The organism is Paenibacillus sp. PSB04 (assembly GCF_025809195.1).
Classification (GTDB): Bacteria; Bacillota; Bacilli; order Paenibacillales; family Paenibacillaceae; genus Paenibacillus_AQ; species Paenibacillus_AQ favisporus.
The window spans coordinates 2,299,482-2,312,669 of sequence record NZ_CP081301.1 but is presented as its reverse complement, the minus strand read 5'-3'; the positions used below and the strand labels follow the sequence as shown (position 1 = coordinate 2,312,669).

The following is a 13,188-nucleotide window of genomic DNA, read 5'->3' as shown; positions in this document are numbered from 1 at the left end:
CGAATCCTCCCCATTTTCTCGGCTCAACACTCGAAAATCCCCTCGTCGCCAGCGGTGCAGCCGCTGCAGTTACGGATCGTTCCGCCGATCGCTGTTGTCTCCAAATTTCTTGATCGGTCGCTCCTAAATAGCGTTGAAATTCGGAGACAAAGGCGAACGCTGTCGCTTCTCTGGATCGATTCCGTCCCTTTCGCTGCAATCGCTGAAGATGTGTGCCATGATGTTGAGTCCATCATTCTCCAAGCCTCTAATACGGGTTACTCACGATTAACTTCAAACCGAACGCTCTTATATCAAGCCAAGCTTTTTGAAAATTGTATCCACGTGCTTCAGATGCCACGACGGATTAAACGCATCTTCGATCTCTTCCGGGCTGAGCGCCTCCGTAATTTCCGGCGTCGCTTCCACGATGTCGCGGAACTGGCGCTGCTCTTCCCACGCCTGCATTGCCCGCGGCTGCACGGTATCGTACGCCTGCTCGCGGCTGAAGCCTTTATCGATCAGTTTCGTCATGACGCGGCCGGAGAACGGCACGCCGTAGGTACGTGCCATGTTGCGCTTCATGTTTTCCGGGAACACGGTCAGGTTCTTCACGATGTTGCCGAAGCGGTTCAGCATGTAGTTCAGCAGCATGGTCGCATCCGGCAGGATGATCCGCTCCACGGAGGAGTGCGAAATATCGCGCTCGTGCCAGAGCGCCACGTCTTCATAGGCGGTCACCATGTGGCCGCGGATGACGCGCGAGAGGCCCGAGATGTTCTCGCAGCCGATCGGGTTGCGCTTGTGCGGCATCGCCGAGGAGCCCTTCTGGCCTTTGGCGAAGGCTTCTTCAACCTCGCGCACTTCGCTCTTCTGCAGCGCGCGGATTTCCGTCGCGAACTTGTCGAGCGACGTCGCGATCAATGCCAGCGTTGCCATGTATTCGGCATGGCGGTCACGCTGCAACGTCTGCGTGGAGATCGGAGCCGGGCTCGTGCCGAGCTTCTTGCAGACGAACTCTTCCACGAACGGGTCGATGTTGGCATAGGTACCCACCGCGCCGGAAATTTTTCCGAACTGGACGCCGTTCGCCGCGTGGCGGAAACGCTCCAGGTTGCGCTTCATTTCTTCGTACCAGAGGGCCATCTTCAGGCCGAAGGTCGTCGGCTCGGCATGAACACCGTGCGTACGTCCCATCATCGGCGTGTCTTTGTAAGCTATAGCCTTGTCTTTCAGGATCTCGATGAAGTTCAAAATATCCTTCTCCAAAATTTCGTTTGCTTGACGAAGAAGATATCCGAGCGCCGTATCCACCACGTCAGTGGAAGTGAGTCCGTAATGCACCCATTTGCGCTCCTGTCCAAGACTCTCCGATACCGCGCGGGTAAAGGCGATGACGTCATGGCGCGTTTCCTGCTCGATTTCGTAAATCCGGTCGATGTCGAATTTGGCGTTCTCGCGAAGCAGCTTCGTGTCTTCCTTCGGAATGACGCCCAGCTCGGCCCAAGCCTCGCATGCGCACAGCTCGACTTCCAGCCATGCCTTGAATTTATTTTCTTCGGTCCAGATGGCCCGCATTTCCGGTCTGCTGTAACGTTCGATCATAAATTATCCTTGCCTCCAGATGTTAGTTTGTTCAACCCAGTCGAGTCCGTCCTGCACGTCCTTGCACAGCAGGTTGATATGTCCCATTTTACGGTCTTTCTTCACGTCGCTCTTGCCATATAAATGAAGCTTCGGCACCACGCCGTATTCGGTGACGGCGATGCTCGGTCTGCCGCTGGCGCGGATCACCTGCTCCAGATGCTGGCCGAGCACGTTGACCATGACGACCGGGGTCAGCAGCGTCGTATCGCCGAGCGGCATGTTGCACACGGCCCGAACATGCTGCTCGAACTGCGAGGTGGCGCAGGCCTCCATCGTGTAGTGGCCGGAGTTGTGCGGACGCGGCGCCAGCTCGTTCACGTACAGCTGCCCGTCCTTCGTCACGAACATTTCCACGGCCAGCAGGCCGACCGCGCCCAGGTGCTCCACGAGCTGCTCCGCCAGCTTGCGGGCTTCCCGCTGAACCTGCTCCTCGACTCTCGCCGGGACGATCGACAGGTGCAAAATGTTGTTCACATGAATATTTTCTGCCACCGGGAAGCTTTTTACTTCCCCTTTTGGACTGCGGGCGGCAATAACTGAAATTTCGCATTGAAAATCAACAAATTTCTCCAGTACCAGCTCGCGGCCGGTGGCAGCCAGTTCCTCGTAAGCCGTCTCGAGCTGATCCTCCGAGCGGAGAACGATCTGGCCTTTGCCGTCGTATCCGCCAGTGGCGGTCTTCAGCACGCCGGGAAGTCCGAGCTCGGCAGCCGCTTCTCTGAGGCTCTCCAGGCTCGTAATTTCGCGGTACGGCGCCACGGGCACGCCCGCAGCTTCGATCGCGCGCTTCTCCCGGAGGCGGTGCTGCGTCGTGTAGAGCAGCGCGCTTCCTTGCGGCACGCTGGATTCCTTCTCCAGCAGCGCCGCGACTTCTGCGTCGACGTTTTCGAATTCGTACGTAATGACATCCGATGCCGCCGCCAGCCGGCGGGCTGCATCAACGTCGTCGTAAGCCGCTTCAATCTGTCCTGCCACCTGCCCGCAGGGCGAATCCTGCGTCGGATCGAGCGTGATGAAGCGGTACCCCATAGCGGTCCCGGCCAGCGCCATCATTCGTCCCAGCTGGCCGCCGCCCAGAATGCCGATGGTGGAACCAGGGAGCCATGTCTGCTGCGATGCCTGATTGCTGCTCATAGCGAATCACTGCTTTCCAGCACTTCGTCGCGGATGGCATCTCTTCGAGCTTGCACCCGCGCTTGAACCTCGCTGTCATAGGCCCCGATGATTTGCGCGGCCAGGAGGCCCGCATTCGTGGCGCCCGCCTTGCCGATCGCCACCGTCGCGACCGGGATGCCGCCCGGCATTTGAACGATCGACAGAAGCGAATCCAGGCCGTTCAGCGCCTTGGACTGCACAGGCACGCCGATGACCGGCAGCGTCGTCTTGGACGCTACCATGCCCGGCAAATGCGCGGCACCGCCGGCTCCGGCGATGATGACCTTGAGGCCGCGCTCCGCCGCCTGCTCCGCAAAGGCGAACATCAGGTCCGGCGTCCGGTGCGCGGACACGACCTTTTTCTCATACGGAATTTGCAGTTCGTCCAGGACGAGACATGCATGCTGCATCGTTTCCCAATCCGATTTGCTGCCCATAATGACAGCGACCGCTGCTGACATGTTTCAACCCACTTTCCAAAAGTTTTTTATTCATTCGGGAGAGACCCAAAAAGGCCCGGTGCCCGAGAAATACGTTGACTTTCAGGATACCGGACCGGGTAAGGAATACCGCTGCCGCAAACGCAGCAAGGAGGGAAGCCTTTCCGTCCATCGGAACCGGCGACTCCTCAGCAGTATTCCCTCGTAGTCCGGACATTTACGGTATCCGGGTAGAAACTTCCGGGCCATATCCCCGGCATTATACGAGATCAATTCATTCGATTATTTGTTCATTCCCTTAACCATCCAGCGATGGTTCTCTGCCTCTTCCAAATCCCTTAAGGCTTTACACCTAACAGTTTAACAATCCCCTACACAACATGTCAACTAAAACACGAACAATTAAAACAGTGTAAAATCGAATGTTCGGATTTTGCCGCTGATCATTCCTAAAACAAAACCAGTGCACCCCATATTCGGGGCACACTGGCTTACAATTCCATCATTTATTTAACGACAAGCACCGGAATGGTCGCATGCTGCACAACGTTGTGGCTGACGCTGCCGAGCACGAACTCCCGGATTCCGCCCAAGCCGCGGCTGCCGATCACGATCAGATCATTGCCTTTTTCCTTGGCATATTCCAGAATGACTTCCGCAGGTCCACCCTGGATCATCTCCGCATTGTAGGCGACGCCTTCGCCGTCGAGGCGTTTCTTCACTTCCGCGACCGTCTGCTCAGCGAGTTCATAGAAGTCCTGGTTGACGGATGCCGGAATCGGAGCCATGCCTTCGCCAATGAATACGCGCGGGAAGTCAAAGACGTGTACGACGTCGATGACCGCGTCAGGCGCCGCTTTCGCCAGTTCGATTGCACGTTCAAGAGCCTTATTGGAAGCTTTGGAACCATCATAAGCTAAAAGAATTTTGGAAAATAACATGTGGACCCACCTGCGCTTTCTCTGTATGAAGTGTGAATTGAGATGTTATTAAACCGAATTAGCAAGAAATGAACCATGTTGTACCATCAAGCGATAAAATCAACTCATGAAAAATGCGTACAGAACTGCGTTGACGAACAGCAGCAGCGGTATCCCGACCCGAAAGCTCAGATGCCTGGTCTTATGGCGTTTGCGGTACATGGCGATCAATACGCCCAGCGCCCCGCCGATGGCGGCAAGCAGAAAGAGCGTTCTTTCCGGCACACGGTCACGCCTGTTTCTTGCCCTTCTTTTATCCTCGGACATGATCAGGTAACCTACCGCGTTGATAAAAATAAACCAGATCAAGAGCGCCGTCCTCACTTACACTACCACCCCCGTTCTACTGCTTGCTTCTATTATAAAACTTTACCAGCCAAGAGACAAACCGCCAGGCATCCGTCTGCCAGTATTCCCAGCAAAAACGCCTACCTGGCGGAGTTTTCCTAAATAAAGATGGAGCAAGTTTCCTCTCCATTATGAGAGATTACTCAGTCCGCTAGCCAGATTCTAGCTGTGCCGGCGATAGGCCAAATAGGTTTAATGCATGTATACTTAGGTCGATCAGCCAGAGCATGCAGCCCGGGTCTTTCAGGCTATTAACCGTTCTTTTTCTCCATCGCCGCTTTCAGCAGCTCGCCGAGGTTCGAGCCCATCGGCTCCTGCTTCTTGGCATACTGCTGCACCAGCTTGCGCTCCTCGCGCTTGTTGACGTGCTTGCTGTCCTTGTTGACTGTCTCCGTGATGCCGCAGGACAGGCACTGTACATACAGGCCGGCTTTGCCTTCCTTCATCTCCATCTTCTTGTGGCACTGCGGGCAGCGGCGGTTGGACAGGCGCTTCTCGTCCGAACGGCGGTAGCCGCAGTCCTCGCTCGGGCAGACGAGCATCTTGCCGCGCTTGCCCTTCTTCTCCAGCAGCCGGGTACCGCAGTCCGGACAGTGGCTGTTCGAGACGTTGTGCGGCTTGTAGTCCGCCTTGCTGTTCTTTACGCCTGCCACCAGATCCTTGGACATGCCGCGGATTCCCTTCAGGAACGGCTCCGGCTGCCCCTGGCCGCGGGCGATCTTCTCCAGCTCGGCTTCCCACTTGGCCGTCAGCTGCGGCGTCCGCAGCTCCGGCGCAACGAGTCCGATCAGCTGCTTGCCTTTGCCCGTCGGATGCAGCGCGTTCCCCTGGCGCTCGATCGTATCGGAGTTCACCAGCTTCTCGATAATGTCCGCGCGCGTCGCCGGGGTGCCGAGGCCGTGCTTCTCCATCTGGGACAGAAGCGTAGCCTCGGTATACCGCTTCGGCGGCAAAGTCCGGCCGCCCTGCATGATGACCCGCTGCACCTTGACGGCTTCGCCCTCGTTCAGCACGGGAAGCTGGGCTCCGCTCTCTTCGCCATCGGTATCAGCCGACGAATCTTCATCCGATTCGTCGGAGACATCTCCGCCGTATACCTCGCGCCAGCCGCTCTCCTTGATCGTCGTCCCTTTCACATGAAGGGACTCGCCTTCCACGTCGATCGTTACCGCGACCGCGTCGTACCGTGCCGGCGGGTAGAACAGGCTGATGAAGCGCCGGACGATCAGGTCGTACAGCTTGCGTTCTTCAGTGTTCAGCTGATTCAAAAGCACTGTCTCTTCCGTCGGGATGATCGCGTGGTGATCGCTGACTTTCGAATCGTCCACGACGCGTTTGGTGATATTCAAATTTTTCCGCAGCAGCGGACGCGCCAGGGAAGCATATGGTCCGATGGCCACGCTCTCCAGGCGTTCCTTCAGCGTGCCGGTCATATCCGACGTCAGATAGCGGCTGTCGGTCCGGGGATAGGTGACGAGCTTGTGCTGCTCATATAAACGCTGAAGCACGCCCGACGTCTGCTTCGCGGAAAAGCCGAACCGGCGGTTCGCATCCCGCTGCAGCTCGGTCAGGTCGTAAGCGAGCGGATGAGGCTCGACCTTCTCCGTCTTCTTCACCTTGACGATCCGGCCGGACGAGCCGTCCAGCTTGCGCTTCAAGGCTTCGGCCGCGCTCTTGTCAAAGATGCGGGCGTCACCATTGTTCCCCCGCCACACCGCGGCAAATCCGCCGAAGTCGGCCTTGATCGTGTCGTACTCCTCCGACCGGAAATTTACGATTTCATTTTCCCGGTCCATGATCATGCCCAGCGTCGGGGTCTGCACCCGTCCTGCGGAGAGCTGCGCCCCGAATTTGACGGTGAGCGCCCGCGTCACGTTCAGGCCGATCATCCAGTCTGCTTCAGCCCGGCAGCGCGCGGATTCGTACAGCCGGTCGAACTGGTTCCCCGGCTTCAACGAAGCAAAACCTTCCTTGATCGCATTGTCTGTCTGTGAAGATATCCAAAGCCGCTTGAACGGCTTGTTCCATTTTCCCATCTTCATGATCCAGCGGGCGAGGAGCTCCCCCTCCCGCGCGGCGTCCGTCGCCACGATCAACTCGCCGACGTCCTGGCGGCGGAGCTGCTGCTGCACAACCTTAAACTGCTGAGCGGATTCACGCAGCACCTTCAGCTTCATCGACTCCGGCAGGATCGGCAGATCCTCCAGGTTCCAGGTTGCGTATTTATTGTCGTAATCCTCGGGCTCCGCGAGTCCGACCAAATGGCCCAGCGCCCAGGTGACGATATATTTCGGACCTTCGATATATCCTTTATGCTTGTCGCGGCTTCCCATGACGCGCGCAATTTCGCGGGCCACGGAAGGCTTTTCGGCTAATACCAATGATTTCATGACGTACCACCCTTTCTTTCCGTCCTATTATAACATTGAATCCGGCAGCGGATGCAAAAGGAAGGTAACCCTGTTTTATCTTATCGCCTGTGCAAAATAAAATCCCCCAGCGGAACCTCGGCAGGAGCCGAGGATGCCACTGAAGGACCTGGGGTGGTGCGGTGAATGCCTAATCCTGTTCCTGCTTCGGAATTTGGTTCAGGCTCGGCGGAAATTTAGCAGCTTTATCCGGATGCAGCGTAGTGTATTCCTGTTTCCGGCTCGCTCTGTTTGGCAGGTTACTGTCTTTAACCGGTTTACGATGCGGCATGCTTATCCCCCCTTATCCTTTAACAATCCCCCGATCGGGACGGAATTATCCATGGGGCCCTTGGGATACCTTCGTTCGTTCAGTTCGTTTCTTTCAATAGTAGATACGCATCAAAATAATGCGACCCGTCCTCGGCTTGACCGCTCACGTACACCCGGCCGCCGGACAGCTCTGACCGTTTCACCACCATGTCATCCCCCAATCGGGCCTCGTGATGGTAGGTGATCCGAAAACCCGCGCAAGAATAACCCGTAAGCTCCTCCTTGGTCAGCGTATCCATACACAGATCGGCATAACGGGAATTGTTCAGATGCAGATTAGCGTCGATCCCGCTGTAGCGTACCACGGAGCGGTACGATTCATGCAGCGGCATATCCTCAGGTATAGTTACTTTATCCGGTGCTTCACCGGCCGAGTCCTCTTCATTAATGTAGACGTCAAAAGGAAACTTGGATGGTCGCAGCATTCTGCGTTTCTGGATATCCACGAGCGCCCAAATGCTGCACGCTTCGCCGAGAATCTCCCCGCCGCTGCCATAAATCACAAAGTCCCGCTGCCACAGGGCCCCTCTCGGGCCTTTGTTCCAGGTCTCGACGTTGATTTGCTCCAGTGCCTTCGGCATCCGGCTGATGCGCAGATCCATTGTAATCAGCATCCAACCCATGCCCGCTTCGATCATCTGGTCCCTCGTTGCCCCAAGCTGCTCCAGATCGGCGTCGGCCGTTCTCTGCGCCAAAGACAGCAGTACCGACAGCCGCGCTTCGGATTTAAAATCGATATCATTGGAATGAATTAAGTAGGTTTCAGTCCACTTGTTGCCCATACTATGCGCTCTCTCCTCTTTTTACGTTAAAATGATACTCGTACGTTGTTAGCCAGCCTTTCCATTTGGTGAAAAAGCCCGATCTTTCATCGGCTGCGCCCTTTCCCTGTATGTATAAGAAGCAGCGGAACGTTCATCCTAAGGCCACAACATCGGCGGAATTTAAGTTAATGTTAAGAAATTCGTGACCATAATGTTAAGGGTTTCGGTTTATAATGCTATACATCAAGCATACTCCTAGTTTCCACAATATTCAAAGAGGTGTGAATGCCCTAATGTCCAGAGAAGCGATCCTGCTCGTCGATGACGAGAAAGAAATTATCGAACTGATTGAAATTTATTTAAAAAATGAAGGATACACCTTATATAAAGCATCCAATGGACTGGAGGCACTCGAAGCGCTGCAGAGCCATCCGATCGACCTCATCATCCTTGATGTGATGATGCCCCAAATGGACGGGATTCAAGCCTGCATGAAAATCCGGAAAAAGAACAACACCCCCATCATCATGCTGTCCGCGAAAAGCCAGGATATCGATAAAATTTCCGGCCTGAGCATCGGTGCCGACGATTACGTCACCAAGCCGTTCAATCCGCTGGAGCTGGTCGCCCGCGTCAAATCACAGCTGCGCCGGTACAAGCTGTTAAATTACCGCGATACCACAGCCGAGGACGAAATCGTAATCGACGATTTGGTCATCAATACCGCCACCCATACGGTGACCGTCGGGGAGCAGGAAGTGAAGCTGACGCCCCGCGAGTTCGACATTTTGAAGCTGCTGGCCGTCAATCAGGGCATCGTGCTCAGCATGGACAAAATTTACGAAGAGGTCTGGAACGAGCCGTTCATGGAATCAAAAAACACGGTGATGGTCCATATCCGGAAGCTCCGCGAAAAGATCGAAAAGGATACTCAGCATCCGGCCTACATCAAGACCGTCTGGGGCATCGGCTACAAAATGAAATCGGCGAAGGAGGTGTAGAGCACCATGACCACCAAGGTATACATCGGCATCCGCTGGAAGTTCCTTGCCGTGTTTCTCGGCTGCACCGGGCTGACGCTGCTGTTCGTGCTGCTCGGCCGCCTGCTCGCCTCTTATATCATTGTGCGCCCGCCTTATAATGTGCCCCTGATTTGGGTGATCAACCATATCGGCTCAAGACCGACGATCGGGGTGTTCGGTGTCGTCTTTTTCCTGTCCCTCTACGTGGCTTCCACCCGGCCCCTCGTTCGTTATGCCAAAGAGCTGGCTGGAGTCCTGGAGGACATGGCCGGCGGCCGGCTCCAAGCTTCCGTTAGTGTGAAAGCTGCCGATGAGCTCGGAACGATCGCGGAAAACATGAACAGCCTGTCCGGGCAAATTCATACGTACCTGGAGGAAATCAGTTACGGGCTGGCGGAGATCGCCAAGGGACATTTCGATTACGAAATTCCGGTTCGGGAAAACCATGAGCTCGGCCGGATTGCCGACAGCATCAACCAGATGAGCGCTCAGCTGAATCGCTCCATTCAAGAGGAGCGTAACGCCGAGAAGACGAAAAACGATCTGATCACCGGCGTATCCCACGACCTGCGGACCCCGCTGACCTCCATTCTCGGATTTTTGGAAATCATCGATAAGGACCGTTATGCCGACGAGGTGGAGCTTCGCTATTACATGAATATCGCTTACGAAAAATCGCTCAGCCTCAAGAAGCTGATCGACGACCTGTTTGAGTATACGCGCATCAACAACGGCATGCCGCTGCACCTGCGCAAGCTGGATGTAACCGGATTGATCCGGCAGCTGGCCGAGGAGTTTGTGCCGAGCCTGGAGCAGGCGAACATGATTCTGCAGATTCACGCGCCGGAGCAGCCGGTCATCATTCAAGCCGACGGCGACCACCTCGTCCGGGCTTACGAAAATCTCATTTCCAATGCCATTAAATATGGAAGCCGCGGCAAATATATCGACGTTTATATCGAAAAGGAAGAAGCTTTTGTCCGCATACGCGTCTGCAATTACGGGGAGCCCATCCCCAAGCGGGATCTACCGTATATCTTCGAACGGTTTTACCGCGTAGAGCAATCGCGTTCCAAAGCGACCGGCGGTACCGGGCTCGGGCTGGCCATCACCAAGAGCATCATTGACGTGCACGGCGGCGACATCTCCGTGGAGAGCTCGACGAACCAGACCGTGTTTGAGACCCGGCTTCCCGATCCGGCTGTGCCGGCATAACCACTTTCCTTTCACCATACAAAAAGCAGATAACCTCATCCCATCTGGGGAGTGCGGCTATCTGCTTTTTTGGTGCACGCTTATACAGAAAAACTTAAGCGTTTGTTAAGCATTTGGGTAGGCTCCCGTTAAGAACTCTCCTGTAATCTTAGATTCAAGTTAGAAGGACAGCAGGCATCGTCCGTGAGGAGAGCTGTTTGTCTCCAATGTCTGTCAAGGAAGGAGCACGAAATCCGTATGTACACCATCACTTCAAAATTGTTTGCCCATAAAAAAACGCTGCTCATCACGATTTTCGTGCTGATCTTCGCGCTGGCTGCCTATGTTCGGCTGGACTTTTTGCTTTCGGTCAACCATAAGGTTTCGCATGACACGCTGAATTACGACATCATGGTCCGGCAGCTGCTTGAAAAAGGGATCTACGCTTACAAGGATACCCAGTCGAACGCCCAGGTCACGCCGGGGTATCCGCTGTTTATGGCGGCCATCTACAAGCTGGTCGATTACCAGCATCATGATCCGTTCCCCTACATCCGTTACATACAGGTCGTGATCAGCCTCGTCACCCTGTGGCTCATATACTCGGTGGCCCGAAAGCTCTCGGGTCGGACCGTTTCGATGATCGTGCTGCTCATCAGCAGCGTGTATCCGCCGTTTATTTGGAGCAACGGTGCGGTTCTGACCGAGACGCTGGCCTGCTTTTTCCTGATGCTGTATATCCGTCTGCAGCTTGAAGCCTTCGAGCGCAGAACACGAACCCTCGCTCTGCTTAGCGGGGCGGCAATGGGCCTGCTGGTGCTGACGCGTCCGGAGTTTTTAATTCTGATCGCGCCGGTGTACGGGCTGTATTGGCTCTGGAAAAAGGAATTCCGCCTCACGCTCAAGCTGCTGCTGTTCACCTGCATCGGAACAGGGATCGTCCTCGCTCCTTGGGTGATCCGCAACATCGTGACCCTGCACGAGGTCGTGATCGCCTCCACCCAGGTCAATCCGTTTGCCGCCGGCACCTATCCGGACAAAAATTACAACGACGGCCTGGTCGACCGGCATGGTAAAACGCAGATGGAAGTCGCCAAAGAGCGGCTGAAGATCGGTTTTACGCAGCACACATGGCAGTTCGTCAAATGGTACACCGTCGGCAAGCTCAAGTACATTTATTCAAATATGTACTTCGGCAGCGGCCACAGCCCGTTATACCGCGTGCTTCCGAGCCCGCTGGGCAGCCTGCTGCATGTGGCGCTCGTGTGGTTCTGTCCCGTGGCCCTGGTCGCATCGCTTCGGAAATGGAAGCAGCCATTAACGCTGATGATGCTGATTGTAGCAGTCATGACGGTTACCCGCCTGGCCTTCGTTCCTGAGTTCCGCTATAACTACACCGCCATGCCGCTGATCATCATGCTGGATGCGGCCGCGGGGATCGCCATCCTCCGTTGGGCGTGGCAGAAATGGACCCGCTCTTCAAATTCACGGAAAGGAGCTGTTACTTATGCTGAATCGACCGGAAAGCCATAACAAGCCGCACAGAGTGCTCGTGATCGTGCCCGCCTATAACGAAGCGGAGGGGATCGGGCAGGTCATCCGCCGGCTCCGCGAAGACGCGCCTTACGCAGAAGTGCTCGTCATCAACGACGGGTCGAGCGACGCCACCAGCCGGATCGCCCGGGACGCCGGGGCCAATGTCATCGACCTGACCTGCAACTTGGGCATCGGCGGCGCGGTGCAAACCGGCTACCGCTACGCGGCGGAGCATCACTACGACTACGCCGTGCAGATCGACGGCGACGGTCAGCACAATCCGTGCGATCTGCGCCGCCTCCTGTCCGCCCAGTTCGATACCGGCGCCGATATGGTGATTGGCTCCCGCTTTATTACCAAAGAGGGCTTCCAGTCGACTTTCGCCCGCAAAATGGGCATCGGTCTGCTGTCCGCCCTCGTGACCCGGCTCACCGGGCAGAACGTGACCGATCCGACCTCCGGCTACCGCCTGTGCGGGCGGCGCGCCATCTCCCTATTCGCCCGCGAGTACCCGACCGACTATCCCGAAGTAGAGGCGCTGATGCTGCTCTACAACCGGGAGCTGTCCTTTACGGAAATTCCCGTCGTGATGAATGAGCGTCAGGGAGGCGTCTCCAGCATCTCGGCCATGAAATCCGTGTATTACATGTCCAAGGTCATCCTGTCGGTCCTGCTCATGAAAACCAAGAAAAAGAGAGCGTGGGAAAACCGCTATGAATCTTAATATTTATCTCATCAGCTTTTGCATGAGCCTTGCCTTTGCCGGCACGATTTTATACTTGATCCGCAAGCACAGGCTGCGCGAGCAGTACGCCCTGCTCTGGCTTTTGATGAGCGTGATCATGATGGCGCTGTCCCTGTTTCCGTCCCTTTTGGACGAGGTCGCGCAGCGGATCCACATTTATTACGCCCCGTCGCTGCTCTACCTGCTAAGCGTAGTCGCGGTGCTGTTCATCCTGCTGCATTTGACGATGGCGGTCTCCACGCTCACGCACCGGGTCATCGTGCTTACCCAAACGCTGGGCTTGCAGGAACAGCGCATTCAAAAGCTTGAAGCCCAGGCGGAGGGAGGCTCAGAGGGCTCTATGGGGCTTGCTGCCGGTCCTGCCTTTGGATCGCGCCCGGGACAGACATCCGACCCGCATTTTGGACAGTCATCCGCGCCTCATGCTGAACAATCATCTAGACCGCATCCTGAGCAGCCATCTAGACCGCATTCTCAACAGCCCCCAGAAGCGCATACCCTGCAGCAATCCGGGATGCCGTCTGGGGAATTCTCCGGACTCCATTCCGTGGAGCCCTGTCAGCGAATTTCTGCGGCGGCTTCTTCCGAAGAGCAAATTATTGTGCCTTCTTCTTCGAGCACGGAGGTGAACCGCTAG

The 13,188-nt window shown here is 55.9% G+C and carries 13 protein-coding genes and 1 riboswitch; of the genes, 5 read left to right on the top strand and 8 right to left on the bottom strand.

Annotation, left to right across the window (positions count from 1 at the left end; genetic code table 11):
- Positions 1 to 288: 288 nt before the first annotated feature.
- The 8 genes from purB to K2F33_RS10790 all read right to left on the bottom strand — a co-directional run bounded on the left by purB (position 289) and on the right by K2F33_RS10790 (position 8,072).
- Positions 289 to 1,584 (bottom strand): adenylosuccinate lyase, encoded by a 1,296-nt coding sequence (gene purB, locus K2F33_RS10825; RefSeq protein ID WP_076176814.1) that lies wholly within the window; start codon positions 1,582 to 1,584, stop codon positions 289 to 291.
- Positions 1,585 to 1,587: 3 nt separating this feature from the next.
- Positions 1,588 to 2,760, bottom strand: coding sequence for a 5-(carboxyamino)imidazole ribonucleotide synthase (gene purK / locus K2F33_RS10820; RefSeq protein ID WP_076176815.1), 1,173 nt, complete (start codon positions 2,758 to 2,760; stop codon positions 1,588 to 1,590).
- Complete coding sequence (gene purE, locus K2F33_RS10815) at positions 2,757 to 3,242, bottom strand: 5-(carboxyamino)imidazole ribonucleotide mutase (RefSeq protein WP_076176816.1); 486 nt, start codon at positions 3,240 to 3,242, stop codon at positions 2,757 to 2,759. The genes purK and purE overlap by 4 nt, the downstream gene beginning before the upstream one ends.
- Positions 3,243 to 3,406: 164 nt before the next feature.
- Positions 3,407 to 3,508: riboswitch (purine riboswitch) on the bottom strand.
- 219 nt (positions 3,509 to 3,727) lie between these two features.
- Positions 3,728 to 4,162, bottom strand: coding sequence for a universal stress protein (locus K2F33_RS10810; RefSeq protein ID WP_076176817.1), 435 nt, complete (start codon positions 4,160 to 4,162; stop codon positions 3,728 to 3,730).
- A gap of 99 nt (positions 4,163 to 4,261) precedes the next feature.
- Positions 4,262 to 4,525, bottom strand: coding sequence for a DUF1294 domain-containing protein (locus tag K2F33_RS10805; protein WP_076176818.1), 264 nt, complete (start codon positions 4,523 to 4,525; stop codon positions 4,262 to 4,264).
- A gap of 275 nt (positions 4,526 to 4,800) precedes the next feature.
- Complete coding sequence (locus tag K2F33_RS10800) at positions 4,801 to 6,939, bottom strand: DNA topoisomerase III (RefSeq protein WP_263881636.1); 2,139 nt, start codon at positions 6,937 to 6,939, stop codon at positions 4,801 to 4,803.
- 169 nt (positions 6,940 to 7,108) lie between these two features.
- On the bottom strand, positions 7,109 to 7,249 hold the full coding sequence (locus K2F33_RS10795) for a hypothetical protein (RefSeq protein WP_163880674.1): 141 nt from the start codon (positions 7,247 to 7,249) through the stop codon (positions 7,109 to 7,111).
- A gap of 79 nt (positions 7,250 to 7,328) precedes the next feature.
- A complete protein-coding gene (locus tag K2F33_RS10790) occupies positions 7,329 to 8,072 on the bottom strand; it encodes an acyl-[acyl-carrier-protein] thioesterase (protein ID WP_145028296.1) in 744 nt (247 codons plus the stop codon).
- Positions 8,073 to 8,347: 275 nt separating this feature from the next.
- On the opposite strand from K2F33_RS10790, the gene K2F33_RS10785 reads away from it, so the two are divergent.
- The 5 genes from K2F33_RS10785 (at position 8,348) to K2F33_RS10765 (ending at position 13,188) form a co-directional block, all read left to right on the top strand.
- Positions 8,348 to 9,055, top strand: coding sequence for a response regulator transcription factor (locus K2F33_RS10785; RefSeq protein ID WP_263881635.1), 708 nt, complete (start codon positions 8,348 to 8,350; stop codon positions 9,053 to 9,055).
- Between the two features lie 6 nt (positions 9,056 to 9,061).
- Positions 9,062 to 10,291 carry a sensor histidine kinase gene (locus K2F33_RS10780; protein WP_263881634.1) on the top strand — a complete coding sequence of 410 codons (1,230 nt, stop codon included), beginning with the start codon at positions 9,062 to 9,064 and terminating at the stop codon, positions 10,289 to 10,291.
- 237 nt (positions 10,292 to 10,528) lie between these two features.
- Positions 10,529 to 11,803: an ArnT family glycosyltransferase gene (locus K2F33_RS10775; protein WP_263881633.1), complete on the top strand. Its 1,275-nt coding sequence runs from the start codon at positions 10,529 to 10,531 to the stop codon at positions 11,801 to 11,803.
- Positions 11,778 to 12,530 (top strand): glycosyltransferase family 2 protein, encoded by a 753-nt coding sequence (locus tag K2F33_RS10770; protein ID WP_263881632.1) that lies wholly within the window; start codon positions 11,778 to 11,780, stop codon positions 12,528 to 12,530. The genes K2F33_RS10775 and K2F33_RS10770 overlap by 26 nt, the downstream gene beginning before the upstream one ends.
- Positions 12,520 to 13,188 carry a DUF2304 family protein gene (locus tag K2F33_RS10765; protein WP_263881631.1) on the top strand — a complete coding sequence of 223 codons (669 nt, stop codon included), beginning with the start codon at positions 12,520 to 12,522 and terminating at the stop codon, positions 13,186 to 13,188. Before K2F33_RS10770 ends, K2F33_RS10765 begins: the two co-directional genes overlap by 11 nt.